27 protein-coding genes are annotated in these 25,295 nt (G+C 61.3%); 12 read left to right on the plus strand and 15 right to left on the minus strand.

All coding sequences use genetic code 11. The annotated features are described in order from the left end of the window. On the plus strand, positions 1-2,025 hold the full coding sequence (locus JIN81_RS02665) for a cytochrome c biogenesis protein (protein WP_200276046.1): 2,025 nt from the start codon (positions 1-3) through the stop codon (positions 2,023-2,025). 38 nt (positions 2,026-2,063) lie between these two features. On the opposite strand, the gene JIN81_RS19245 is transcribed toward JIN81_RS02665, so the two are convergent. Genes JIN81_RS19245 through JIN81_RS02675 form a run of 3 tightly spaced genes read right to left on the minus strand, consistent with a single transcriptional unit; the run spans position 2,064 to position 4,461 of the window. After that, positions 2,064-2,195 (minus strand): hypothetical protein, encoded by a 132-nt coding sequence (locus tag JIN81_RS19245; protein ID WP_267907940.1) that lies wholly within the window; start codon positions 2,193-2,195, stop codon positions 2,064-2,066. Between the two features lie 4 nt (positions 2,196-2,199). Beyond that, complete coding sequence (feoB, locus tag JIN81_RS02670; RefSeq protein WP_200276048.1) at positions 2,200-4,083, minus strand: ferrous iron transporter B; 1,884 nt, start codon at positions 4,081-4,083, stop codon at positions 2,200-2,202. A 12-nt stretch (positions 4,084-4,095) separates the two neighbouring features. Then, a complete protein-coding gene (locus JIN81_RS02675) occupies positions 4,096-4,461 on the minus strand; it encodes a FeoA domain-containing protein (RefSeq protein WP_200276050.1) in 366 nt (121 codons plus the stop codon). Positions 4,462-4,511: 50 nt separating this feature from the next. Between JIN81_RS02675 and JIN81_RS02680 the strand changes: the two genes are divergently transcribed. Further along, complete coding sequence (locus tag JIN81_RS02680) at positions 4,512-5,921, plus strand: ROK family protein (RefSeq protein ID WP_200276052.1); 1,410 nt, start codon at positions 4,512-4,514, stop codon at positions 5,919-5,921. On the opposite strand, the gene JIN81_RS02685 is transcribed toward JIN81_RS02680, so the two are convergent. Next, positions 5,918-6,469, minus strand: a complete 552-nt coding sequence (locus tag JIN81_RS02685) for a hypothetical protein (protein ID WP_200276054.1) — start codon at positions 6,467-6,469, stop codon at positions 5,918-5,920. The two genes, JIN81_RS02680 and JIN81_RS02685, sit on opposite strands and share 4 nt — an antisense overlap. Then, on the minus strand, positions 6,466-6,960 hold the full coding sequence (locus JIN81_RS02690) for a low molecular weight protein-tyrosine-phosphatase (RefSeq protein WP_200276056.1): 495 nt from the start codon (positions 6,958-6,960) through the stop codon (positions 6,466-6,468). Before JIN81_RS02690 ends, JIN81_RS02685 begins: the two co-directional genes overlap by 4 nt. Positions 6,961-6,980: 20 nt before the next feature. Here JIN81_RS02690 and JIN81_RS02695 point away from each other — a divergent pair, with 20 nt between their 5' ends. Together JIN81_RS02695 and JIN81_RS02700 are read left to right on the plus strand one after the other, a co-directional pair. Continuing rightward, a complete protein-coding gene (locus tag JIN81_RS02695) occupies positions 6,981-8,837 on the plus strand; it encodes an arylsulfatase (protein WP_200276058.1) in 1,857 nt (618 codons plus the stop codon). A gap of 56 nt (positions 8,838-8,893) precedes the next feature. Further along, positions 8,894-10,255 carry a hypothetical protein gene (locus JIN81_RS02700; protein ID WP_200276060.1) on the plus strand — a complete coding sequence of 454 codons (1,362 nt, stop codon included), beginning with the start codon at positions 8,894-8,896 and terminating at the stop codon, positions 10,253-10,255. Between the two features lie 38 nt (positions 10,256-10,293). Here JIN81_RS02700 and JIN81_RS02705 read toward each other — a convergent pair whose 3' ends face one another. Then, positions 10,294-10,932, minus strand: a complete 639-nt coding sequence (locus JIN81_RS02705) for an FHA domain-containing protein (protein WP_200276062.1) — start codon at positions 10,930-10,932, stop codon at positions 10,294-10,296. Between the two features lie 134 nt (positions 10,933-11,066). Here JIN81_RS02705 and JIN81_RS02710 point away from each other — a divergent pair, with 134 nt between their 5' ends. After that, on the plus strand, positions 11,067-11,387 hold the full coding sequence (locus tag JIN81_RS02710) for a bactofilin family protein (RefSeq protein WP_200276071.1): 321 nt from the start codon (positions 11,067-11,069) through the stop codon (positions 11,385-11,387). Positions 11,388-11,493: 106 nt separating this feature from the next. Here JIN81_RS02710 and JIN81_RS02715 read toward each other — a convergent pair whose 3' ends face one another. The 5 genes from JIN81_RS02715 to rplI all read right to left on the minus strand — a co-directional run bounded on the left by JIN81_RS02715 (position 11,494) and on the right by rplI (position 15,723). Continuing rightward, positions 11,494-12,435, minus strand: coding sequence for a DUF4339 domain-containing protein (locus JIN81_RS02715; RefSeq protein WP_200276073.1), 942 nt, complete (start codon positions 12,433-12,435; stop codon positions 11,494-11,496). A gap of 76 nt (positions 12,436-12,511) precedes the next feature. Beyond that, on the minus strand, positions 12,512-13,120 hold the full coding sequence (locus tag JIN81_RS02720) for an LON peptidase substrate-binding domain-containing protein (protein ID WP_200276075.1): 609 nt from the start codon (positions 13,118-13,120) through the stop codon (positions 12,512-12,514). 84 nt (positions 13,121-13,204) lie between these two features. Further along, positions 13,205-13,528 (minus strand): hypothetical protein, encoded by a 324-nt coding sequence (locus tag JIN81_RS02725; RefSeq protein WP_234044422.1) that lies wholly within the window; start codon positions 13,526-13,528, stop codon positions 13,205-13,207. Between the two features lie 135 nt (positions 13,529-13,663). Then, complete coding sequence (gene dnaB / locus JIN81_RS02730; protein ID WP_200276079.1) at positions 13,664-15,085, minus strand: replicative DNA helicase; 1,422 nt, start codon at positions 15,083-15,085, stop codon at positions 13,664-13,666. 167 nt (positions 15,086-15,252) lie between these two features. Then, positions 15,253-15,723 carry a 50S ribosomal protein L9 gene (rplI, locus tag JIN81_RS02735; protein ID WP_200276081.1) on the minus strand — a complete coding sequence of 157 codons (471 nt, stop codon included), beginning with the start codon at positions 15,721-15,723 and terminating at the stop codon, positions 15,253-15,255. A gap of 142 nt (positions 15,724-15,865) precedes the next feature. On the opposite strand from rplI, the gene JIN81_RS02740 reads away from it, so the two are divergent. Together JIN81_RS02740 and JIN81_RS02745 are read left to right on the plus strand one after the other, a co-directional pair. Continuing rightward, a complete protein-coding gene (locus tag JIN81_RS02740; RefSeq protein ID WP_325100831.1) occupies positions 15,866-16,840 on the plus strand; it encodes a PLP-dependent cysteine synthase family protein in 975 nt (324 codons plus the stop codon). 169 nt (positions 16,841-17,009) lie between these two features. After that, a complete protein-coding gene (locus JIN81_RS02745; protein WP_200276085.1) occupies positions 17,010-17,483 on the plus strand; it encodes an RDD family protein in 474 nt (157 codons plus the stop codon). On the opposite strand, the gene mutM is transcribed toward JIN81_RS02745, so the two are convergent. Further along, positions 17,474-18,292 carry a bifunctional DNA-formamidopyrimidine glycosylase/DNA-(apurinic or apyrimidinic site) lyase gene (mutM, locus tag JIN81_RS02750; protein ID WP_200276087.1) on the minus strand — a complete coding sequence of 273 codons (819 nt, stop codon included), beginning with the start codon at positions 18,290-18,292 and terminating at the stop codon, positions 17,474-17,476. The two genes, JIN81_RS02745 and mutM, sit on opposite strands and share 10 nt — an antisense overlap. Positions 18,293-18,295: 3 nt before the next feature. After that, positions 18,296-19,060 (minus strand): PAQR family membrane homeostasis protein TrhA, encoded by a 765-nt coding sequence (gene trhA / locus JIN81_RS02755; RefSeq protein WP_234044423.1) that lies wholly within the window; start codon positions 19,058-19,060, stop codon positions 18,296-18,298. Positions 19,061-19,075: 15 nt separating this feature from the next. On the opposite strand from trhA, the gene JIN81_RS02760 reads away from it, so the two are divergent. The 3 genes from JIN81_RS02760 to JIN81_RS02770 all read left to right on the plus strand — a co-directional run bounded on the left by JIN81_RS02760 (position 19,076) and on the right by JIN81_RS02770 (position 21,579). Further along, a complete protein-coding gene (locus JIN81_RS02760; RefSeq protein ID WP_200276091.1) occupies positions 19,076-19,852 on the plus strand; it encodes a ThuA domain-containing protein in 777 nt (258 codons plus the stop codon). 122 nt (positions 19,853-19,974) lie between these two features. Beyond that, on the plus strand, positions 19,975-20,832 hold the full coding sequence (nadC, locus tag JIN81_RS02765) for a carboxylating nicotinate-nucleotide diphosphorylase (RefSeq protein WP_200276093.1): 858 nt from the start codon (positions 19,975-19,977) through the stop codon (positions 20,830-20,832). Beyond that, positions 20,833-21,579: a biotin--[acetyl-CoA-carboxylase] ligase gene (locus JIN81_RS02770; RefSeq protein ID WP_200276095.1), complete on the plus strand. Its 747-nt coding sequence runs from the start codon at positions 20,833-20,835 to the stop codon at positions 21,577-21,579. 1 nt (position 21,580) lies between these two features. On the opposite strand, the gene JIN81_RS02775 is transcribed toward JIN81_RS02770, so the two are convergent. Both JIN81_RS02775 and JIN81_RS02780 read right to left on the minus strand, forming a co-directional pair. Continuing rightward, positions 21,581-22,228, minus strand: a complete 648-nt coding sequence (locus tag JIN81_RS02775) for a DR2241 family protein (protein WP_200276097.1) — start codon at positions 22,226-22,228, stop codon at positions 21,581-21,583. Then, complete coding sequence (locus JIN81_RS02780) at positions 22,225-23,040, minus strand: CbiX/SirB N-terminal domain-containing protein (RefSeq protein WP_200276099.1); 816 nt, start codon at positions 23,038-23,040, stop codon at positions 22,225-22,227. The genes JIN81_RS02775 and JIN81_RS02780 overlap by 4 nt, the downstream gene beginning before the upstream one ends. Before the next feature lie 102 nt (positions 23,041-23,142). Between JIN81_RS02780 and JIN81_RS02785 the strand changes: the two genes are divergently transcribed. Together JIN81_RS02785 and JIN81_RS02790 are read left to right on the plus strand one after the other, a co-directional pair. Continuing rightward, a complete protein-coding gene (locus JIN81_RS02785; RefSeq protein WP_200276101.1) occupies positions 23,143-23,799 on the plus strand; it encodes a lipoyl protein ligase domain-containing protein in 657 nt (218 codons plus the stop codon). A 63-nt stretch (positions 23,800-23,862) separates the two neighbouring features. Then, positions 23,863-25,293, plus strand: coding sequence for a circularly permuted type 2 ATP-grasp protein (locus tag JIN81_RS02790; RefSeq protein ID WP_200276103.1), 1,431 nt, complete (start codon positions 23,863-23,865; stop codon positions 25,291-25,293). Positions 25,294-25,295: the final 2 nt, after the last annotated feature.

Consider the following 25,295-nt stretch of genomic DNA (forward strand, 5'->3'; position numbering starts at 1 on the left):
ATGAACAAGATTGCACGCTGGATTCTTCTCGTCCTTGGACTGCTGGCATTCGCGTATGTCGTCAGCAAGTCCTATCGCGACGCGAACCCGCCGAAAGAGGTCACGCTGATCGAGGGATATGTGCCCTGGGATGAGGAGACTCTTTTGCTCGCCGAGGATCTGCCGGTGCAGGACGGCGGACGCATCAAGCCTCTCACGTCCTACGCTGGATTCACGATGCTCCGGCTCTACGGGGCGCGGTCGATGGCGGTGCGTGGATCCGACGAGGCGGATCCCATCCGGATCAAGCCGCTCGCGTGGATGATGGATGCCTTCTTCCGGCCGCAGTTTTCCATGCAGCAACCGTCGTTCCGGGTCGATAACTCGGAGGTCCTGATGGCGATCGGCGTGGAGCCGGGCGAGCGGCGCGATCGCTACAGCTACCAAGATCTGGAAGACGGGCGCGACCGGCTGTTCGAGCTTGCTGCCACTTATGGGCAAAGCAAGGAAGCGGGTGACCGGACGGCCTTGGAAAACCAGGTGATGGCGCTGGCTCAGAACGTGCAGAGTTACGAGCACTTGCTGGGTGTGTTCTCTCCGGCCAGGTCGGGCATCGAGATGTTGTCGCTGGATCCGACTGCACCGACCAACCAACGCACCGACCTGAGCAGCGTGATGGCGACCGCTCCCGTGATCCGCGATGTGCTCCAGCAGAGTCAGGGGCAGGGTCAGCCGATCCCAACCCACGTTCAGCACATGCTTCAGCAGGTCCTTGATGGAGCCAACTCATCGAAGTTCGGACTGTTCCTCTTTCCTCCGCCCGACGAGGAAGATGAGACCTGGCTCAGCCCCGGACAGCGGGTCTGGAATGTGATGACCCAGCAGACGCGCGACGTCGAGGGCTCGATCAAGGATATCGCGCGGATGGAAGCGGTCGCGCGGGTCGATACGTCGGATCAGGAGGAGTTCCGCAAGGCTTTCACGACGCTGAAGAGCGACATCGTGGAGAAGGCGGAGAATCGTGGGGAGTATCGGGCAATCACGATGGAGGCCGCCTACTACCACTGGAACTGGTTCCTGTGGGCGCTGGCGTTTTTCCTGATCGGCACCCTGCTGGCGATCGGAATGTGGATGGGAGCGGGTTCGCTCGGTTCTCGCATTCTTGGCTACGGCGTGTGGGCCACCACGCTCACTGGCTGGGTGTTCGTGGTGATTCCCATCGTCAAGCGCTGCATCATCATGCAGCGCCCGCCGATCGGGAACCTCTACGACACGGTGATCTTCATCACGGCCTCGGTGATCCTTCTTGGAGCCCTCGTCGAGTTGATGACACGTCGCCGCATCGTGCTCGGTCTGCTGCCCATCATGGGGACGTTCCTCATCCTGCTGGCGCGCCTCTTTGAAGTCGGCGACGCGAAGGATCACATGGATCCGCTGGTTGCCGTGCTGCGCTCCAATTACTGGCTGATGGTGCACGTGGTGACCATCACGCTGGGCTATGCGGCGGGACTCGTCACGGCGGTGATCAGCATGGTCTATGTCATGCTGCGAGGTCTGCGACTGGACAATGGTGACAAGTCGTTGCGCCGTTCGTTGACCCGTTCCGTGTATGGGATGGTCTGCCTGACTCTCTTCCTTTCCCTCATCGGCACGGTGCTGGGTGGTGTGTGGGCGAATGACTCCTGGGGACGCTTCTGGGGATGGGATCCGAAGGAAAACGGCGCGCTTCTGATCGTGCTCGCGACTCTTGTCATCCTGCATGCCCGGCTTGGCGGTTTCCTGCGCGAGTGGGGCATCCATCTCGCATCGATCAGCTTGGCGGCCATCGTGATCTTCTCGTGGTGGGGAGTGAACCTTCTGGGTGTCGGTCTCCACAACTACGGGTTTGCCGAGGGTGGCGGCTACATCAATGCGGTCTATGCCGTGATCGGAGCGTTCATCCTCTTCGGGATCGTCGCGATGATCGTGGAGAAGGTGGGGGAGGCGAATCGTCGACTTGAGAAGAAGCCTTCAGCGGAGCTGGGTGAGCCGACCATGGATCTGTAGCGGTTCGGGCCTGCTGCCCTGCAACAGGGATCGGCTTGCTACTTCGGGTCCTTGCGATCGCAGCCGCAGTCTCCTCCGCATCCCGGCTTCTTCTTCCTCAATCGGGCAATGAAGATGCCAAGGGTGAGGATGACGATGGCACCGGCGGCCCAGCTTTGCCAGTCGTCCATGGCGTCAGAATCCGAGGAGTGAGCCCACCTGATACACGACCAGAGACGCGCCGGCGGCAAACACGGTCATGAAGGCGAATTGACCGACCGCCCATTTCCATGAGCCGGCCTCCCGTGCCACCACGGCGGAGGTCGGCAGGCACTGGAGTGCGTAAATGTAGAAAAGCAGGAGGGAAATGACCGACAGAGGCCGGAACATCCGGGTGCCATCTTCCCAGGTCTCGCTGGCAAGCTGCTGGCGCAGGGCGGCCCGGCTGCCTTCCTCGTCGTCCGGATCCTCTTCGACGTGGAAGAGCTGGAACATCGAGGCGTTGAAGACTTCGCGGGCGGCGAATGAGGTCAGGACCGCCGTGCCGGTGCGTCCATCGAAACCGAGGGGTTTGACCACGGGTTCGATGACTGCGCTGATCCGACCCATGGCCGAGTGGGCCAGTTGTTCCGCAGGGTCCTCGCTGTCGGTCTTCGGGTAGGTCTGGGCTGCCCAGAGAAGAATGACGATGCCAAGGATGACGGTTCCCGCTTTCCGCAGGAAGGCCCATCCCCGTCCGAACAGGTGGCGGAAGACGTAGGGCCACTGCGGTGCCCGGTAGGGGGGGAGTTCGAGCATGAAGTGCTGCTCGACGTCATCGGGGCCGAGTCTGCCGCGAAGGATCCGGGCTACGAGAAACGCCGTAGCTGTTCCAAAGACGTAGATGCCCAGGAGGATGGAAGCCTGCACCCAGCCGCCCTCGCTGCCATCGAGCAGCATCGGGATGAGAAGGAAATAGACGGGGAGGCGTGCGGTGCAGCTCATCCACGGTGCCACGAAAATGGTGACCAGGCGTTCTTTTGCCGAGTCGATCGATCGGGTCGCCATGATGCCGGGGATGGCACAGGCATAGGAACTGAGAAGAGGGAGGAAGGCCTTGCCGCTGAGCCCGACCTTCGACATCAGTCCGTCCATCAGGAAGGCGGCGCGGGCCATGTAGCCGGAGCTCTCAAGCAAACCGATGAAGAAGAACAGCATCAGGATCTGCGGCAGGAAGATCACAACCGAGCCGACACCCCCGATGATGCCGTCGACGATGAGGCTGCGCAGGTCGCCGTCGGCCATCGAGTTCTCGACCAAACCGCCAAGCCATCCTTGAAGGGATTCCACCCATCCCATGGGGACTTCGGCGAAGGAGAAGATCGACCAGAACACCGCGAACATGACGCTGATGAAGCAGACCCATCCCCAGACGGGATGGAGCAGGACGGCATCAAGCTTGTCGGAGCGGGTGCTCTGGTGGGCGTCGGGACGACGGGCAGCCAAGGCACAGAGGCTGAGTGCCATCTGCTGGCGGGCCTCGGTGGGGCTTTCGCCATCGGCCCATGGGGCTTCCGCGGCCGGAGGGAGCGGGTGACGGATCGCCTGTTTGAGTTCGAGCAGGCCCTTCTGTTTGTCCGCCTGGATGGCAACGACGGGGACCTTGAGTTCTTCGGAAAGTTTCTGTGGATCGAGTCGCAGGCCGGAGGCTTCGGCGACATCGATCATGTTGAGGACGAGGACGACAGGAAGCCCGGTCTCGATAATTTCCAGGGCGAGGACCAGATGGCGCTCGAGGTTCGAGGCATCGAGCACGCACAGGGCGAGGTCAGGCTTGCCGAGGTCCTTCACCTCGCCGAGAAGCGCGCGACGGGCGAGTTGCTGATCGGGTGCGGCTCCTTCGAGGGAGAGGCAACCGGGCAGGTCGATGATCTTGAGTTTCCGGCCGTGGGGCGTGCGGGTGAAGCCTTCCTTGAGTTCGACCGTGGCCCCGGCGTAGTTGCCGACCTTGGCGGATGAGCCCGTGAGGGCATTGAACAAGGTCGTTTTTCCTACGTTTGGGTTGCCCGCAAGGACGACCGTCTCGGTGTCTTCTTCCATGGCAGGAGGGAATCAGGCGGGAACCGGAGCGACCATGACCTGATCCGCAAGCTTGCGGCTCAGGGCCATTCGGGTGCCGCACACGGTACAAATCATGTTGCGGCCATTGGCCAATTTGCGGACCTGCATGGTTTCGCAGAATCCGAGCTTTCGCAGTTGGTCACACGCGGGGCCTTCCAAGAAACGAATGTGAAAATCGCAGCCCACCGTGGCCTGCGCGAGGCTCTGGAGGCTATCGTTTTCGAGTTCGTGCGCGGTGACTTGCGGCATGACGTGGAGAAGGTCGGGCAATTGAGACTTGGTTGCAATAGGAAACGTCGTTTCTCCCTTCAGTTTTTCATCTTCGCGAAAAACCTGCACCTCTGCGCGTTTCAGCATTTCCGGATTCCTCTCCTATGCGTAAGGAAAGGGATAAATATTGCCACCCAATGAGCATCACTTCTGCAAACCCACTGGATCGTGTCTCCCTGAAACATCAGCCCATTCTCGACCCGGGTTTTCTCCCTGCGGTCGTCTGGAACCGGGCCTACCGGTCGCTGGCCGAGGAAACGTCGGACTCTCGCACGATGGACCTCGCCCTCGAGCGTCCGGATGGCACTGCTTTCCGGTGGAGTTCCGTGCTGCTTCCGGATCTGCCGGAGCATTCCGAGGCGACCCTGAAGTACGTCGAGCGGACCTTGAAATTCCTGCTTTGGCAGAAAGGCGGAAGTCGGGTCAAAATCGCAGGTGCGCCCGAAGTGGTGGAGCAGTTGAAGGCTCAGTATGCGAAGGGTGGAGCGAGGGAGTTTGACTGGGATTTCATCGGCACGAAGATTTTTGGCGAGCCAATCTCCATTTCCGCGGTGGATGCTGCGGATTTGCCCGAGGCGAATGACTCGGTGATGCCATTGGGGCGTCACCTGGATGGATGCCGGATCGGTTTCGATCTGGGTGGATCTGATCGGAAGTGTGCTGCCGTGATCGATGGCGAGGTCGTCTTTTCCGAGGAGGTTGTCTGGGATCCGTATTTCCAGAGCGATCCGCAGTATCACATCGACGGGGTTCACGATTCGCTCAAACGGGCCGCTGCGCACCTGCCACGAGTCGATGCCATCGGCGGCAGTTCGGCAGGGGTCTATGTGAACAATGAAGTCCGCGCGGCCTCCTTGTTCCGTGGGGTGAGTGAGGAGGATTTCGAAGGCCACATCCGGGGGATCTTCGGAACCTTGAAGGAACGTTGGGATGGGGTGCCGTTCGAGGTGGTGAACGATGGCGAAGTGACGGCACTCGCCGGATCGATGTCGCTTGAGGAGAATTCCGTGTTGGGGGTGGCGATGGGCACCAGTGAGGCTGCGGGCTACGTCGATCCGGACGGTCACATCCGGCCATGGCTCAATGAACTTGCGTTCGCACCGGTGGACTACCGTGACGATGGCCCCCTCGATGAGTGGAGCACCGATGAAGGCTGCGGCGTGCAGTTCTTTTCACAGCAGGGCGTGGCGCGCCTCGCCCCGCTGGCTGGGTTTGATTTCGGCGACATGCCGTTTCCGAAGCAACTGGTCGAAGTGCAGGAGGCGATGAAGGCGGGCGACGATCGGGCAAGGAAGATCTATCAGACGATCGGAACTTGCTTTGGCTACGCGATCGCCCACTACGCGGATTTCTACGAAGTCGGGAGCTTGTTGATCCTGGGACGCGTGACCTCTGGGGAAGGCGGCAACGTGATCATCGAGGAAGCCGAGCGGGTTCTGGCGGACGAGTTTCCGGAGCTCTCGATCCGGTTGGTCGTGCCGGATGAGAAGACGAAGCGTCACGGGCAGGCGGTGGCCGCCGCAAGCCTGCCATCGAGCAAGGGCTAAACGCCGGTTGGGTGGGGGACCTCGGGTGGCGTGCGCAGGGTGATTCCGGCCCTGCGTGAATGGATCCATCCGTACACGGCGGATTGCAGGGCGACCGCTGTGATGAAAAGGAAGATGAGGTGGAGCCAGATGATGTCCGGGTCCGCCTTGGCGGTGGGGATCTGCTCGCTGACGTAGAGCCACCACCCGATGGCGCAGGGCGTGGTGATGCAACCGAACCCTGAGACGATCGCCCAGCAGATCCTCTGCCAGCGGGCGTCGGCACGTTTGAAGAACAGGAGTCCGAGAGCTGCCCATGCCAGTCCGCCCGAGCAGCAGCTCAGCATCAGGGAGATGAGGCCGGGCATGATGTCGCTGAGGAATGGTCTGATGCTGCTCCCGAAGCTGAAGAGATAGATCGCGGCGCCAATCATGGTGTAGACCACGGGGATCATCAGGAGCGTGCCGCAGGTCATCAGGACGATATGCATGACCTTGGTCTTCTTCCACAGCTCCGGACGGAGATGGTGGAAGGGGGACGGGTAGTATGTGGGCTCTTCGGGAGTCATTCCGCGATTCGGCTCTTGATGGATACGAGTGCTCCCCCGCACGCGTCTTCCACCAGATCCGCGACCTTTTCAAAACCACTAGGCCCCCCGTAGTAGGGGTCGGGGACGTGGTTGGCATCGTGGTCGGAACAGTAGTCGGTCACGAGTTGGACATGGTCGAGGGACTGGCCGGGTGAAGCGAGGCTTCTGACGTCGCGGAGGTTGTCCTCGTCGGCGACGAGGATGAGGTCGAAGTCCGTCAGGTCGGTGGGGGTGATCTGCCGTGATCTGCCGCTGATGGTATAGCCGCGGTTGCGCAGCGTCTCGCTCATGCGTGGATCCGGCGGGTTGCCGGCGTGGTAGCCGATGGTCCCGGCGGAATCGATCTGGATGCGGTCGCCCAGACCGGCTTCATCCACGAGGTGGCGGAATACGATCTCTCCGGCGGGTGAACGGCAGATGTTTCCCATGCAGACGAAGAGGACGCGGAATGGCTTGTGGTCGGTGGACATGCTTGTGGTAGCTTTTTTGCATGCTTCGCACGACGTGGAAAGTGGCAATGGTGTGTCTGGCTCTGAGCGCCGGTGCGGGGGCTTCGCCGAACATCATCGTGGTGGTGACCGATGATCAGGGATACGGTGACCTGTCGAGCCATGGGAACCCGCATCTGAAGACGCCCTACCTGGATGCTCTGCGTGATGAGTCGACTTCCCTGGATCGCTTTTTCGTGAGTCCGACCTGTGCTCCCAGCCGGGCGGCCCTGCTTACCGGGAAGCATGAATTCGCCGTCGGGGTGAGCCATACGATTCTCGGCCGCAGCTTGCTGCGTCCGGGGGTACCGACGCTGCCCGAGATCATGCGTGAAGCCGGCTACTCGACCGGGATTTTCGGCAAGTGGCATTTGGGCGATGCGTTTCCGTGTCGACCCGAGGACCGCGGCTTCGAGGAGGTATTCGTCCATGGCGCGGGCGGGATCGGTCAGCTCGCAGATGCGTGGGGGAACGGGTACGTCGACCCGATGATCCGGAAGAAGTCCGGATGGGTGGAAACCGAGGGCTACTGCACGGATGTGTTTTTCAGTGAGGCCGGACGATGGATGGAGAATCAGGTGAAGGAGGAGAAGCCGTTCTTCCTGTGGCTGGCGACCAATGCGCCTCATGGCCCCTACATCGCTCCGGAGGGAACGGCCGAAGCTTTCGAGGAGGCCGGGCTCAAGGACCCTCTCGCCTCCTTCTATGCGATGATCGAGAACATCGACGAGAATGTCGGCTCATTGCTCGGGAAGGTGAAGGAGCTTGGGGTTGAGAAGGAGACGATCGTCGTGTTTCTCACCGACAATGGATCCGCCATGCCGGCATTCGCTGCCGGGATGAAAGGGGGAAAGGCGACTCCTCATGAGGGTGGGGTCAGGGTGCCGTGTTTCATTCGCTGGCCCGAGACCATCGAAGCGGGTCGGGTCGTCGGGGAACTGGCGGCGCACATCGACCTGCTCCCGACGCTCGCGGGCCTGTCCGGTGTGGACCTTCCCGATGGCTGGAGTGGCGACGGCGTGGATCTGTCGGCCGCTCTGCGAGGCGAACAGGATTTTCCAAGCGGGCGGACATTTTTCACCCACGTCGGGCGTTGGGATGGCGACGACCGGCCTGAACGGCATCGCGCGCGGAAGTTCTCCGTCCGTTCGGACCGGTGGCGACTGGTGGGCCTGGCGCTCTACGATATGGCCGAGGACCCTGCGCAGACGACGGATGTCTTCGGCGAGCATCAGGAGGTCGCTGCGGGGATGCTGGAGGACTATGGCCGCTGGTGGGATTCGGTGCTTCCTTCACTGAGGGAGCCAGTGCGCTACGTGATCGGTGATGAGCGCTGTCCGCAGGTCGCGCTGACGGCTCACGATTGGTGGCCGTCGTTGGAAGGGAGTCCCGGGGGGCAGGTGCTGATGTGGAATCAGCCGGCGGCGCGCGAGTATTTGAAGAATGCGATGGTGGCCAAAACCCGGAATACGTTGCCCGAAGTCAGCGGGCACTGGAAGTTGAAGGCAGCGAAGCCGGGGAACTATCGGGTGCGGATGTCCCTGGTTCCATCGAATGCTTCAGAGGAAGAACGGAGGACACTTGGTAAGCTTCGTCCGGGGGTGGCGCACGTGCGGGTCGGCAAGCAGGAGGTGCAGCTCCAGGTGATGGAGGGGGCGAGTTCGGTGACGCTCGGGGTGGATCTCGATGAGGGCCCGGTAGATCTTGAGGCGTGGTTCAGTGGGCAACTTCCCGACAAGCGGAAGCTCGGGGCCTTTTTCGCGACGATTGAGCGAAAGGGGGACAAGTCCGTCGAGCTGCCCGACATCCAGGTGGTTCCGGACGAGGAACTGGAAGATCTGCAGAATGGTGAGAACTAGCGCAACTTTTGCCGACAGCCGGTGTTGCGCAGCTAGATATTTTTATGAACCAAACCATGACAATCGGATTGGCGGCTCTCCTTATCGGGGGAGCTGGAGGGTTCATCATCGGAAATTCCGGTGGTGATTCGGACGAGAAGGCATCAGCCAACGCGGCAGGCGGCGGAGTGAAGATCCGTCGTGACGGGCGCACCTCGATGGATGAGGCGGCGCCAAGGCGGGATCGAGCCGGCAGCCTGCAGGACGCCATGAGGGAGCCCGGTCAGGGAGCCCGGATTCAGGCGTTGATGGACCTCTATGCCGGAATGAGCGCGGCTGAGCTGGAGGAGGAAGCCTCCAAGTTGGACGCTCTGCCGATGGGCGACCGGATTCTTGCTTCGATGCTGTTATTCAGCCGCTGGGGGGAAATCGATCCGATCGGCGCTTTGGAGCACACGAAGACGATGGGAATGGGGGGCATGTTCGCCAAGCCGACCGTGCTTCGCAGCTGGGCCAGCGTGGATCCGGTCAATGCGGCCAAGTATTTCACCGACAATCCGTCCGAGTTCTCGATGATGGGCCGTGGCCGTGGCCCGGGTGGCACGGGTGGGGCCGAAGTGATTGCCCGTGAGTGGGCGAAGCTCGATCCGAATGCCGCGCTGGAATGGGCCAATGGTCTCGACGGCCGTGACAAGAGCTCGGCGCTGGTTTCGGTCGTGAGCGAAATGTCACTCAGCGACCCGGAAGGGGCCGCGGCCCTTGCTGCGGGCTTTGGTGACGAAGATCAGGGGCGGGCTTATCGCGAGATCGCCGAGCAGTGGGCGCGGCAGGACTTTTCGGCGGCTGAAGCTTGGATTTCAACGCTCAGTGGCGACGCCAAGCAGGGCGCTCTCGGTTCGGCCATCGAAGTGCTGGCTTCGGACGACCCACAGCGCGCGGCTGCAATGCTCACCGACATGGAGACGGGGCGTTCACGCGACCGCGCGGTCGAGGATGTGGCGTCGGCTTGGGCGGCTCAGGATCCTGCGCAGGCCGCTGCGTGGTTGGTTTCTCAGGAAACCGGTGAAATGGAAGACGCGATGCGTCGCGTGATGATGAACTGGGTCGGCCAGGACAGCGCTTCGGCACTCAGCTTCGTCGAAAGCCAGCCGGCAGGAGAGGCTCGGGACTCGGCGGCATCCACGTATCTGTGGATGAATCGCGATGCCGATCCCCAGCAGTCGCTGGCCTTGGCAGAGACGATTTCCGATGATGGCGACCGCAATCGCGCAATCGGCATGACCGCCCGGCGCTGGATGGAAGAGGATGAAGCAGGTGCGACCGCTTACATCCAGAATTCCACTGTCCTCAGCGATGAGGTCAAGGAGCGGATCCTCAGCGACGACGGTGGTGGTCGCGGTGGGCGGGGCGGCCCAGGCGGCGGCCGTGGTGGCCGCTGAGCCGAGTCGGATAGAAAATCAATCGGACGGCGGAGTGATCACTCCGCCGTTTCCGTGTCTGCGGCCTGACCCTCCTCGGGTTCTTCGGCGGCAGAGGCATCCACGACCGGTGGATTCTTGATGTCGGTGAGCATCGAGCGGCCCGGGTTCTCCTTGCTGTAGCGGACCGAGAGACCGATGAAGAAGGCTCCTGCCGCGAGGAGCAGAAATAGGATGGTCATGAAGAAGCTGGCGGCCGGGCTCGGCTGACTGGCTGACTTCAAGGGGGCGTGGGCACTGCTCTTCTTGGGAGCATCCTTGCGTGGTTTTGGCTCCTCCTCTTCCTCTTTGAGGATGGGGGAGTCTCCGTCGGGACGTTCCGAAGCGAGTGCCATCTGCTCTTCGCTGGTCAGAGTGAAATCGAAGGCAACGTCGCCGAGTTTCACCGAAATGCCGTCGGTGAGGTTGATCTCATCGCGCGCCTTGCCGCCCAATTTGGTGCCGTTGGTGGAGCCGAGGTCACGCAGCTGGTAGCCGCCCTTGATTCGCTCCATGACGGCGTGGTTGACGGAGACGGATGAGCAGTCGACGACGATGTCGTTCTCGCTGCCGCGGCCGAGGGAGACCGATTTCCGGTCGAGAGCGAACCGGTAGGGCTGAGAGTTCTTGTCCGGAACGGTGATGGTGACGCGTGGCATGCCTTAGGAAACGTGGATTTGCGGTGCTTTCTAACGCGAAAATCAAGATCTCTGCACGGAAAATCGAGCTCCTCTCCATCTCGCTGAAATCGCCGATTGCCAAGGGGCTCCGGCTCTGCTGGATTCTTCCCACCATGGCGAGTGCAACTAATGTTTTGGCAAGCGGCATCGAGATCACCGGATCGATCCGTTTCTCGAATGACATGATCATCGACGGCAAGATCGACGGTGAGATCATTTCCGACAAAGGTCGTGTCACGATCGGTGAGAACGCCCATGTGAAGGGCGATGTGACTGCCGGTGAAGTGAAGGTCTTCGGTCGGGTCGAAGGCAAGATCACCTCCGAAAAGTGCGAACTGAAGGAGAAGAGCCGCCTCGAGGGCGACATCAAGACGAAGAATCTTTCGATGGAAGAAGGCGCATCGATGTCAGGTCGCACTGAGATCGGTAGCTGATTGCCCCGAATTTCCTGTTTCAAAGCAAACGGCCATCCCCGCTGAGGGATGGCCGTTTTGTGTTCGGGGATTTGAAGTGAGCCCGCGGATGGGACGGCGCCGGTCCTCAGCGGATGGTGAAACCGCCGCCGAGGTTCAGACCTCCGGTGGCGGCGCCGCCAAGCGCACCCGGCTGACCGGGTTTCGGGCGGAAGGCGAAGTAGTTGATGCCCTTACACATCTGCGACATGACCGGGAAGATCATGAAGAGACTCAGGGGGAAGAGGAAGCAGCCGATGCAGAAGGTCAGGAAAACCCCTTCGGAGAGCCTTGGGGCCGCCTTGAGGTCGCTGTAGGTGGCGACGGTTTGGTTCCAGTCCTTGGCGAGGCCATTGAACGCCATGAACAGCCAGTAGTAGTTGAAGAAAGGAATGAAGAGGAAGCCGATTGCCTTGCCGGGAGTGGAGCGGGCGAGCCCACCGGGTTGGAGACAGCTCCAGGCGCGGTAGAGGCAGATGTAGAAGGGGATGAAGCTGGCCAGGGTCAGGCCATAGCCCACGAGCGCAAGAATGGCTCCGATGCCCATGCCACCTGCCTGGGCATTGGTCAATTCGGTGGCTTCGCTGGAGCTGTTCGCAGCGGAGGAGGCCGCTGCCGATGCCACCCCGAACCCGATGAGGATCAGGGCAATGCCGCCGAGGATCAACCCCATCCAAAGGCCGAAGCTTGAGGCCTTGACGCCGGGGCTTGGGTAAGGATCGTCCGCACCCATGGGGGCGTGCATGCCGGGGGAGCCGTAAGGATTTACCCCATAGGCTGGGGCCGCTCCGCCGAGCGCGGGCTGCGCTGCCTGGACCGGCTGGGCCGCGACGGCCTGGGCGGGGGCTGCTTCTGCAGGAAACACACCCTCGACCTGTCCGGCAGGGAGCCATTCGGCCATCCCCTCCGTCCAAACGAGGGACTCGCGGGTGATGTTGCCTGAGGAGGCATACTCGACCAGTTGCTCTCCGGAGTAGGGGCCGAGTTGTTCCTCGCCCTGCATGACAAACCATTGGGGATCCGCGCTCATGATAGAGGGCGATGTTGCCGCTTCTGTTGGGCCGGGCAAGCAGGAAAACGACCGGGAACTGGTTTCTGGTGAACCTCTATTTTGAAAGGTGACTGCACAGCCAAGCGATCCGTTCCGCGACGGATTCCATCTCGAGGAGGTCGTGGCGTTCGGTCGGGTTCTGGATGAACTGCTGCGCCATGACATCGGCCAGAATGGCGGGGTCGTCGATGGACTCGGTCATTGAGTAGAAGGCATCGCCAATCTCGGTGGAGAATTCACCGAGAGCCGATTCGGCCGCTTCCTTGAGGGCCTCGATCGCCGCTTCGGATTGGGTTTCCGGCTCGAACACCGCAGGCAAGGGGCTGATGCGGGCTTTCGGGTAGCTGGCGTCATTGATCCACTCGTTGAAGCGCACGCGGATGACGCCGTGGAGCAGGAGATTCGAGCTGCCATCGTCCATCTCGCGCGATGCCCGGACGAGGCCGACCGTGCCGATGGACGACGTGCAGGTCGCCGGGTCATCCGTCTCTTCTCCTTCCAAGCGGGCGACACAGAAGAAGCAGGTGGTCTCAAGGCTGTCGGCCAGCATTTCCCGGTAGCGGGGTTCGAAGATGTGCAAGGGAAGCCCTCCGTGGGGGAACAAGGTGCACTCCGGCAAAAGCATCACGCCGGAAACTTCCGGAAGGACAAGCGAGGACGACATGCCCCAAGGGAAACGCGCCAGGCGAAGAGTGCAAATGTCAAATGACCCGGAGGCTTCAATGATCCCGTCCCGCGAGCTTCACCATCAGCGCCGTGGCGTGGTGGTATCGCAAGGCTCTCCGCAGTACTGACAGCGGATGTTCCCGCGAAACAGGGCACTCAGTGCAACCCGCAGCCGCAGGCTGCCAAGCGTACGTCTCGCTTTGGAGCTGACGCTACAACTGGCGTGACGCATCAGCGGGCCACGGCAGAGCGGACAGCGGAGTGAGAAGCCGACCAGCGTATGCAGGATGCCGAGGCATGGGATGGCGGCAAGAAGCCAGAGGCTGGTTCGCAGGGCCTCTTCGTCATTGAAGAGCAGACCTTGAATGAGGAAGCCGAGAAGCGCGATGAAGACCGGAACGATCAACAGCAGAATTAAGGACGCCAGCTTGAGTCGACGCAGAGAAGAAGATGATCCAAACCGGTGCACTGAGAGATTCTAACACCTGATGGTGGTGCTGCAACCCGGGCAGCCCATTTTGATCAAACTTTCTCGTGGATGTCAGTCTTCCTCGTGAGCGCGTGTCTCGAAACGCATGAGTTCGGCGATGAAAGTGAGGGGGATGTGTCCGGTTTCACCATTTCGGTTTTTCGCCAGAACCAACTCGGCCTTGCCGGCCTCTTCCGCCTTCTCTTCCTCGGTCTCGGCGTAGTAGGCCGAGCGGTAGAGCAGGCCGATCATGTCGGCGTCCTGCTCGATGGTGCCGGATTCCCGCAGGTCCGACATGCGGGGCACACCGAGCGAGCTGCCGGTGCGTCCTTCCGGTCCACGGTTGAGCTGCGCGAGGACGATGATCGGGACTTCGAGCTCCTTGGCGAGAGCCTTGATGCCGGCGGAAATCTCACCGATTTCCCGTTCGCGGGAATTGGAGGCCTGGCGGCTGTTGGATTTCAGGAGCTGCAGGTAGTCGATCGCGATCAGCCCGAGACCTTCCTCACGCTTCTTACGCCGTGCCTTCGCCCGAAGCGTGTCGATCGGGATGCCGGCGGTGTCGTCGATCCACATGTTGGCACTTCCGATCTCCTTGCTCGCACGTGTGAGCTTCTTGATCTCATCCTTGGTCGGGGTGAAGCCCTTGCTGAGCTTCGACATCGGGAAGCGTGCACGCGAGAAGAGGAGACGCTGAACGATCTGGAACGACGTCATTTCACACGAGAAAACCATCGTCGGGACGCCTTGATCGATGCACATGTGCTCGACGAGGTTCATCATCAGGGAGGTCTTGCCCATCGATGGACGGGCGGCGACGACAAACATTTCCCCGGGCTTCAGACCCTTACTCATCGTGTCGAGCTTCTGATAACCGGTGCTGACTCCCTGGGTTTCCAACTCACCTGCGAGGAGTTGCTGGAACTGCTTGATGACCTCGGAGACCTCGTGCTTCAGATCGAAGGCCTTGGTGGTCTCGCGTCCCTGGCGAATGCCGAGCACCTCCTGTTCGACGCGATCGAGGAGGACGGCGGTGTCTTCCGGGTTGTCGTAAGCCTCGGAGATCGACTCGGTGCAGGTCCTGATGATGGAACGCAGGACGTACTTGTCCTTCACCAGACTCAGGTGAGTCATGAAGTGGGCGGCGTTCGGCGCGTAGGTGTAGATGTCGGTGATCGCCGCGGGGCCACCGACGTGATCGAGGATGCCGCGGTCGTGGAGAAGCTGAACGAGGGAGACGAGTTCGATCTCGGTGCCCTTGGTATTCAGCTCGGTGAGGAATTCGTAGAGCAGGCCGTGGCCGGGCAGGTAAAAGTGGTCCTTCGTCAGGTTTTCTTCCTGCGCGCGTCCGATCCATTGCTCCGGGTCCTTGAGCATGGAGGAAAGGATGCTTTTTTCCGGTCCCTGCGCGCTCGGCATCGAGCGGCTGGTGTCGTCGGACTCGGCTGATTCCGGGGGGCTTTGGAGGGCTGGAGGCTGGGTGTCGATGGCCATGGATGCGAGAGGCAGAGTGTCAGGATTCCCGCTTCGCGGTCAATCTTGGTAGTGCGCGAATAGTCTGTGGATAACTCGAGCGTTGTTCACATGGGGATGTGAACAAACGCAAAACGGGCGGACCCGTGAGGATCCGCCCGCTTTGGAGAATGAATCAGCTGGCCGAATTACTCCGCTTCTTCGGCGCTGTGAGCTTCCACGTTGACGATGAGCGTAGTGGCCACCTCGGGGTGCACACGAACGGTCACTTCGTTCTTGCCCGAACGCTTGATCGGCTTGTCGAGCTCGATGGCGTGGCGATCGATTTCGATGCCGGCTTCCTCGAGTTGCTTGTGGATGTCGATCGAAGTCACGGAACCGAAAGCCTTGCCGCCCTGGCCGGTTTCGAGAGTGAACTTCGGGCGCAGTTTGGAGATCTTGGTGGCGAGCTCTTGAGCGGTGGAAAGCTCTTCAGCTTCGCGGGCAGCGCGAGCAACCTTGAGGTCTTCGATGTGCTTGACGTTCTCTTCGCTGGCTTCGTAGGCCTTGCCCTGAGGCACGAGGAAATTCCGCGCGTATCCGGCGCGGACCTTAACAACATCGGCCTCGGCGCCGAGACCTTCGATTTTTTCGCGGAGAATTACTTGTGCGTTGGCCATGTCGTACGTGGGCGTTCGTGGGGGCGGGGAGGTAGGCTTTGCGGGGTTTGCAGTCAAGGAAAATGCAGGGTTTTCCTTTGAGAATCCGGGGATTGGAGGATTTCCGGCTTGGCAGGTGGCGGCAGAGTGCTGGTCTGCGGGCATGCAAACCTACGAGCGACGAGCGTTTCGTCCTACTGGCCGCTTCATCCGCCAAGTTCCCCCGACACCCATGGTTCCAGTGACGCTGGATGCGGGGGTGGGGGAGATCTGGTGCAAGCTGGAGTTCATGAATCCGAGTGGGTCGACCAAGGACCGGATTGCCCGCCACATTCTGGAAAAGGCATGGCGTCGGGGTGAGTTGAAGGAGGGGGACACGGTGGTGGAAGCGTCGAGCGGGTCGACCAGTATCGCGCTGGCTTTGGCCTGCGCGCAGATGGGGCTGAAATTCGTCGCCTTCATCCCCAAGGCGGCGACGGCGGAGCGCGGATTGATGATTCGAGCTTACGGCGGCGAGGTCCGTCGGATCGGCGGTGGGATGCAGTGTGTGCTCGATGCGGCCGTTTCCGCCGCGGATGAGCATGGTTGGTTCGCTGCGCGGCAGTTCGAGAACCCGGACAATGCGGAGGCCCATCGGTTGGCCACGGGGCCGGAGATCCTTTCCCAGATGGAGTGTGGTTGCGTGGATGCGGTCGTCAGTGGCGTGGGTACGGGTGGCACGCTGCGAGGCTTGTGGGAGGCCTTCGCGGAGGCGGGATGTGATGCCTTGGCGGTGGCGGCGATCCCGTGTGAGGGCGATGCCTTCGGCCACAATGCCGAGTGCTGCAGTCTGGCTTTCTCCAAGGAGGTGCCGGGCGTGGTCGAGTGCCTGTCGAAGCTGTATGAGGACTGGAAGGGTGAGTGCGCGGACGGAGTGCTCGAGGAAATGATGATTGATGAGGGGGATTGCCTGCGCTTGACCAAGGAGTTGTGGGGGCTGGGCTTTCCGGTGGGCCCGAGTTCCGGGCTCAACTATGCGGCGGCGATCGCGACGAAGCGCCGCTTGGGTGTGGATGCCCGGGTCGTGACCGTGTTTCCGGATCGGATGGAGCGGTACTTTTCTCACAATGTGTTTGCCGACCTGAGGGGAGAAGATTGAGCGTGGTGTGCTCCATGCTCGACGGCGGCGAATTCCGTGGTTAGAGAAAAAGATGATGTCTGAGGAAAACGAGAAGAAGGATCCACCCCCGCCAAGCCTGAGTCCTCCGCGGCCGGCACCGAAGGAGCCTGCAATTTCGTCCGCTCCCTCCGGACCTCCACCGGCGTCCGTGGAACCTTTGAAGGTGCAGACGAAGGAGCCCGAGTCGGAGGATTCGGAAGAAGCGGGTGAGCTGGCCCCACTCAATTCACGGCTTCTCGGTGGGATCATCGACTCGCTTGTCGGGCTTGGCCTCTACTATTCCGTGGTTTGGTTGCTGCCGGGCATGTTCGAGCGCTTCGCGTGGGTGCTGGTGGCGGCCTACTGGATCACCCGGGACTCCCTGCCATTCCTGAAGGGGCAGAGCATCGGCAAGATGGCTATGAAGACCAAGGTGGTGAAGCTCGATGGCTCGGAGATGATCGGCGATTGGCAAACGGCGATCGTTCGCAACGTGGGGCTGATCATTCCGTTCTTTGGTCTGGTGGAAGCCATCATTCTCATCACCCGGGACAACAAGCCCGAGAAGGGCAAGCGACTCGGCGACGAGTGGGCGAAGACGAAAGTGGTGAATGCTCCCACCGAGTCACCGGATCAGGACTGACAGACCGGGCACCAGAAGGTCGAGCGCTGTCCCATGACGGCATGCCGAATCGGCGTGTCGCATTCCCGGCAGGGCTCTCCATCTCGGCCATAAACGAACAGCCGCTGGCGGAAGTAGCCGGGTTGGCCATCGGAATTCACGAAGTCCCGAAGGGTCGTGCCGCCTTGATCGATGCTTTCCCGCAGGACGGTTTGGATGGTTTCCACGAGGTGGGCGCATTTCGGCCCGCTGAGCCTTTTCGCAGCAATCCCCGGACGGATGCCGGCGCGGAACAGGGCTTCGCTCGCATAGATGTTTCCGACACCGACCACACATTTGGAATCCATGATCACCGTTTTGATGGCGGCCTTGCGATTCCGGCAATGCCCGCGGAGGTGGTCTGGAGTAAATTTGTCGGAGAGCGGCTCAGGGCCGAGCGACCTGAGGAGATCGTGGGTGAGCGGGTCCCCGGATGCGAGGTGCAGGAAGATGCCGAAGCGGCGGGGGTCGTGGTAGCGGAGTTGGGCGCCACCCTGCAGGTTCAGCGCGATGTGATCGTGCTTGCGGTAGGCTTCGGCTGCGTCGGTGATGCGCAGGCTGCCGGACATGCCGAGATGAATCAACAGGGCTCCGCCCTGATCCAGGTCGACGATGAGATACTTGGCCCGGCGGCGGACGGACGCGGGACTCCGTCCAACGATGGTCTCAAGGTCGGCTGATACCGGATGGCGCAGGCGTCGTTCCCGAACGACCACTTCGAGGATCGGACGCCCGACCACATGTGGCTCGATGCCGCGGCGGGTGGTCTCGACTTCGGGGAGTTCGGGCATGGTTCAGCGCAGGATGTAGAAGATGGTGGCGACGATGTGGCACACGCTACCCGCGAGGACAAACAGGTGCCAGATGGCGTGATTGAAACGCAGCGAGCGCCACACAAAGAAGACCACTCCGAGGGAATAGCAAAGCCCACCGGCCACAAGCCAGGCGATGCCCGGACCGGGGACGGAATCCAACAGTGGCCTCGCAGCGACCACGACGAGCCAGCCCATGAGGAGGTAGAGCCCGGTCGACCACCAGTTTTCCCGGTCACTGCGCATGGTGGCCTTCAGGAACACCCCGGCGAAAGCCAGAGCCCAGATGATGCCGAACAGCGACCATCCCCACGCGCCCTGAAGGGCCACCAGGGTGATGGGTGTGTAGGAACCGGCGATGAGCAGGTAGATGCAGGCGTGGTCCAGGACCTGGAAAAACGACTTCAGCCGGGGCGTGGTGAAGGAATGGTAGATCGTGGATGCCCCATAAAGGAGGATCAGCGTGGAGCCGAAGATCCATGCCGCGACCTGACGGATGGGGCTTGCTCCGGCGACCCATACCATGATGACCAGGGAGCTGATCGCGAGGGCGGTTCCGAACGCGTGGCTCCACATGGAGGCGCGTTCTTCGGCAGTGCTGTCGCAGAGCGGGGATCTCGGGCGAAACGGGACGGCGGCCACGGGCGGAGCATGGGGGCGAATGATCCGGCTGTCCACCCGGGTGTGCCATGGAGAAATTCTCCGATCTTGAATGAACTCGGTGGTGGACGCGTAGGTAGGGGACATCTCAAACTCTCTCTGATGAAGAAACTGATTCCCATTCTTTCCGCGTTCGGCCTTGCTGCCACGCTCCAAGCCGCCCCGGATGCCAAGCCTGTCCGAGTTCTCCATCTCACGGGTGGGTGCTGCCACGATTACGAAGCGCAGAAGGACATCCTCGCCACGGGCGTGGGTGAGCGGACCAAGGTGGAATTCACGACCCTGCACGAGGGCGGAAAGGGTCATAAACACCAGTTCGAGAAGCTCAAGAAGGCGGGCTGGGAGAAGGATTTTGACGTGGTGCTCTACAACATCTGCTTCGCTCGTGAGACCGATGTGGCCTACATCGAGTCGGTCACCGGCACGCACAAGGCCGGGCTTCCCGCCGTCGCCCTGCACTGCACGATGCACTCGTACCACTGGGATGCGAAAACCGATGCCTGGGAGCAGTTCCTCGGTGTGACATCACCGAATCACGGTCCGAAGGCCGCGATTACGATGACTCCGAAGGTCAAGGATCACCCGGTGGTGAAGGGTTTTCCCGCCTCATGGAAGACGCCCCAAGGGGAACTCTACAACATCAAGAAGGTGCACGATACGGCGACCGTTCTCATCGAGGGTGACAACGGTCAGAAGAAGCAACCGTGTGTCTGGGTGAATGAGTTCAACGGAACCAAGGTATTCGGAACGACGGTGGGGCACCACAACGAGACGATCGCGGAACCCACCTACCTCGACCTCGTAACCCGCGGACTGCTGTGGGTGACAGGCAAGCTCAACGACGACGGCTCCGCGGCGGAAGGCTACGGGGCTGAGTGAGCCGCGGTTCACGACACGTTTTTTTGACGGGGGACGGAGCTTTGGCTTCGTCCCCCCGTTGCGTTTGAGCTAGAGCACGCTTGTGGGTTGCGGGCTTTCGGGGGACCCGTTAGCCTGCGCGGGTGGACGCCGCTGCAAGTGCCCTGATTGATGCTGCCCTGGCCGAGGATATCGGACCGGGTGATGTGACTTCCGAGTATTTCGTGCCGGAGGACCGCCAGGTCAGGGCACTACTGGTCGCTCGTGAGGAAGGTTGTCTGGCCGGCGTTGAAGTCGCGGCTGAGGTCTTTCGTCGGGTAGATCCGGCGATCGATGTGCAAGTGCTTCTGACCGATGGCTCCCGGGTTTCGGCGGGGGCCCACGTGCTGATCGCCGATGGTCCGGCGCGCGGAATCCTGACGGCCGAAAGGACGGCTCTCAACTTTCTCCAACGGCTATCCGGTGTGGCGACCGCAACCCGGCGCTACGTCGATGCCGTTGCCGAGACATCCGCCCGCATTCTGGACACGCGGAAGACCACTCCGGGTTGGCGTCTGTTGGAAAAAGCGGCGGTGCTGGCCGGCGGCGGCACGAATCATCGGATGGGGCTCTACGATCGGGCCATGGTGAAGGACAATCACCTGGTCGCGGAGCATGATCCGGCGAGCCTTCAGGATGCCATTCGCCGCCTGAAGGAAACGCATCCCGAGGTGGAGGTTGAGTTGGAAGCTGATGAACTCGAGCAGGTCGAGGCGTTCCTTGCGCTGGAGGGGGTGGATCACATCCTGCTCGACAACATGAGCCTTGAGGAATTGCGAAAGGCGGTGGCCCTGCGCGGTGATCACCCGCGACCGCTGCTTGAGGCCAGTGGCGGGGTGACGCTGGAAACCGTGCAGGGGATTGCGGAAACCGGGGTGGATTTCGTGTCGGTGGGAGCCATCACGCATTCGGTCATGGCCCTTGACCTGGCTCTGGATTTTGTGGAACTAGAAGTCTCGTAGATGGCGTTGGACTGGTCAGGGGTGGCGCTGCCGGCCGGATGGACACTCGAGGTGGTCGACGAGATTGATTCGACCAACAGCGAGCTCAAGCGGCGCGAAGCACCGGTGCACGGGTCGGTTCTGCTTGCGGAGAGTCAGACCTCAGGACGGGGCCGCCGCGGAGCCGAGTGGGTGGCGACGCCGGGTGAAAGCCTGACGTTTTCCGTGGCGCTTCAGCCTGCTGCCCCCCGCGCGCTCTGGCCGAGGCTGGCACTCGCCACGGGTCTGGCGGTCGCGGAGGCGCTGTCGATGCTCGGGCTTGAGGCTGAGGTCAAATGGCCGAACGACGTGCTGATCCGGGGAAGAAAGCTCTGTGGGGTTCTCGTGGAAGCCACGGAACACATGGCAATCGTCGGGATCGGACTGAACGTTCGTCAGGCCGGGTTCGGTGGTGAGCTCGACGGAGTCGCCACCTCGATGCAGCTGGAAGGCCGCGGGGATGTGCCGCCCGAAGATGTCCTGAGTGTTGTTCTCGCGGAGCTGAACGGCTGGTCGCAGAGGATCGATTCGGACTTTACTGATCTGATCGTGAGGCTGCGCGAAAGGTGCGCTTTGTCGGGCAAGACGGTGAGTCTGCAGGCCAGCGATGGGATGCATCGGGGGCGCGTCCTCCGAATCGGTGACGGAGGGGAGTTGTGGGTCGATACGGAAGCGGGATGTCAGCGCTTCCTTCAGGCAGACAAAGTCCGGGTCGTCGGCGAGGACTGAGTCACTGCTTGGACTGCGCCTCGAACTGTTTCTTGGATTCCTTGCGACACTCCGCGACGAAGTGGTTGCAGGCTTCCCGACAGAGAAGGGGGATCGCAGGGCGTCCGGTGTCCAGGGTGCCGTCAAAGCGACTCGCCTCGCTGTCTTCGAGGGGCGTGTCTGAATCGATTTGCCAGAGGATCTTCTTCACGCAGCAATTCGCCGGGCCGCAGACGGTCTGCACGAGATGCTGGGCACCTTCATCATTGATGTTGCGGGCGAACTTGTACATCCCCGTCTGGCGATTCAACTTGTCACGGAGGTTCTCGACTTCGAGTTCTCCGGATTCGTTGGCGAGCCACAGTCCCAGCGAAGCGGGATAGAACAGATCAAGGGCCTGCCTGAGCGAATCGGCATCGTCCAAAAGCATCAACCAGCCGGATTTGAGACTGAGCTCCCCCTTGGTGAAGCGGTAGTGTCCGTCCTCGGCCCAGGTGGAAAGGTCACGGGCCGTGGCGGGATCGCGATGAACCTCAAGCCCGTCGAGGTTCTCCAGATCATCCAGGTGGCAAAGTGCGTAGGCCGCTTCCCGGGTATCTGGGAGGATCGCGATCTGACCAATCTGACGGATGCCTTGTGCGATGGCATCGATGAGTTTCTCCGTGATCATGCGCGGTGCTTGGTGTCGAAATCTGATACTTGATCGAGAATGACGTCGGCCATCAGGCGCTCGGTCCCGATCGCTGACGAATAATGGAGGGTCTTGCCCCGCAGGTGATACGGATTCTGGCGGAATACATCCCGCTGGCTGGCGGCCTCGCCCTCGTCGGCTTCGAAGCCGAGCAGAACGGGGATGTCCTGATAGCTGTGGAGGCCGTCGGCAATGAAGAAGGGGACCACGACCACGTGGGGAGTCTTGGCGATGTCCGCCCAATCGGCGATGAAGGGCTGCTCTTCCATGTAGGTATCCAGGACCTCGGCGTAGCCGGCGTCGGATTGCTTGATCAATTCGGCTTGGTCACGCACGGCTTTGGTCGAGTTCTTGTTGAGTCCCGTGCCATGCCCGACGATGAACAAGGTGGTCTCGGCGGGGTCCACATCGGGGGCGACCTCCCGGGCGCGGTGCAGAATCAATCCGGTCATGGACGAGTGCACTCCGACGGGAAGCGTGTAGTGCCACGTCTTCCCGTGACGCTCGGTGGTGGGACCCTCGAGGCCCAGTTCGCGGGGGATGACTTCCTGGGTGAAGTAGCCTTCGCTGATGAAATCGGGGACGACGTAGACCTCATCCGCATCGATCATGTATCGGGCTTCACGCATGGAAGGCTCCTCTTTCCAGAAGCAGCAATGGACCTCCCGGAACAAGCCGCGCTGCCTGATCTCTTCGGCATGGTCGAAATAGGGCGTCGATGAGTCCGGGTTTTCGGTGGATCCATGACCGACGATGAGCAGGGCGCAGTCGGGCTTTGGTGAGATCGGCATGGGGCGAAATTGGTGAGGATACCCAGTCATGCAAGCGGGAATGTCGGAAACGAACGAGGGTTTGGAGTTCACGAACCGGATGGGTCACGCTTGAGTGTGCCCTTGACCGAGACGCTTCAACTCTGGATCGATGATGACCCACGTGGTGGCCCTGAAAACATGGCCATTGATCAGTGGCTGCTGGAGACGGTCAAAACACCGGTCCTTCGGGTCTACCGCTGGAGCCCGGGCTGGGGAAGTTTCGGTTTTTTCGTTCCTCTGAAGGACGCGGAAGCGCATACGCCGGATCGGTCCTGGGTTCGTCGGTGGACGGGGGGAGGGATTGTCGACCATGCCCGTGATTGGACCTACACGGTCGTGGATCCCGGTCGTGACGGTCTGGCGGGGCTACGTGGGGCAGCGAGCTACCGGGTCATCCATGAAGCGCTGGCGAGTGCCTTGCAATCAGGAGGCCACGAGGTGGTGTTCGCTCCTGCCGACGCACCTTCCCGCGGTGGAGACTGCTTTTCCCAACCCGTGGAGCATGATCTGTGCGACGGGTCGGGGAAGAAGATCTCGGGAGCGGGTCAGAGGCGCACCAAGGACGGTTTGCTGCATCAGGGATCTTTGTCGGTCGCCGGGGACGATGAATTGGCGGCACGGTTCGCAGCGGCGCTTTCCGGGCAGGTCGAGCATGCAGTCATCGCACCTCCCGCCGCACGGATCTCGGAACTCGTGGCGGAGCGATACGGCTCCGGGGCGTGGCTCAATCGTCGATGAAGCGGGAAAAGCGTGGGTTTGGCCCAAAGTCTGCTAAAACCTGACTTGGCACGATGCCAACCCATGTTTGACCGTTACCAGACCGGCCCGTTCTACGATGAGATGTTCCGCAACGACGGAGTGCTGCGAGAACACTGTGCCCCACTATTCGAGCGTTTTTCCAGCATAGCGGAGGCTGATTTCGAAGCGAGACGGAAGTCCTGCGATGCCCACTTCCTGCGGCAGGGAGTCACCTTCAACGTCTATCACGATGACAAGGGATCTGAGCGGATCTTCCCGTTTGATCCGGTTCCGCGGGTGATTCCGGCAAAGGAATGGGAGCATCTTGAATCAGGGCTCACCCAGCGGATCATCGCGCTGAACCTCTTTCTCCATGACATCTATCATGATCAGCAGATCCTGAAGGACGGAGTGGTCCCGAGGAGCCTGATCGAGGGGGCCAAGCACTACCGACCCGAGTTCTGCGGGGTCGATGTCCCTGAGGACATCTACATTCACATCTGCGGTTCGGATCTGATCCGCGGAAACGACGGCGTTTACTACGTGCTCGAAGACAACGGGCGATGTCCGTCCGGAGCCTCCTACCTTCTCGAGAACCGGAATGCCTTGAAGCGGGCCTTCCCGCAGCTGTTCGAGAGGATGGGGGTGCAGTCGGTCGGGTCCTACCCGCGCGAACTTCTCGCGATGCTTGAGTTCATCTCCCCTCACCGGGAGGGCGACGCCATGTGCGTGCTCCTGACTCCCGGCTGCTACAACAGTGCCTACTTCGAGCATTGCTACCTGGCTCGCCAGATGGGCATCGAGATCGTCGAGGGACGGGACCTGGTGGTGCTCGATGATTTCGTCTACATGCGGACGACGAAGGGGTTGGTCAGGGTGGACGTGATCTACCGGCGGATTGACGACGACTTCATCGACCCGACCGTCTTCCGCAAGGATTCCGCGTTGGGAGTTCCGGGGATCATGAATGCCTACCGGGCAGGCAATGTGGCGCTGGCCAATGCGGTCGGCACCGGCGTGGCAGACGACAAGGCCGTCTACCATTACGTGCCGAAGATGATCGAATACTACCTCGGTCAGGAAGCCATCCTTCCCAATGTGCCGACCTACCTCGGTGCCGATAAGAAAGAGTTGGGATACATCCTCGATCATCTGCCGGAACTGGTCGTCAAGGCGACGAATGAATCGGGGGGCTACGGGATGCTGATGGGACCAGCGGCGAGCAAGGCCGAATTGGCCGAGTTCGCCGACAAGATCAAGGCCGACCCGGGCAATTACATCGCGCAGCCGGTGATTCAGCTCTCGTCCTGTCCCACCTGGTGTGACTCGGGCTTCGAGGGACGCCACGTCGACCTGCGACCCTACATCATCTACGGCAGCGATGTGAAGATCGTGCCCGGTGGGTTGACCCGGGTGGCATTGAACAAGGGCTCGCTGGTGGTGAATTCATCGCAGGGCGGAGGAAGCAAGGATACCTGGGTTCTCAAGGAATAGAT

The organism is Haloferula rosea (assembly GCF_016595525.1).
GTDB lineage: Bacteria > Verrucomicrobiota > Verrucomicrobiia > Verrucomicrobiales > Akkermansiaceae > Haloferula > Haloferula rosea.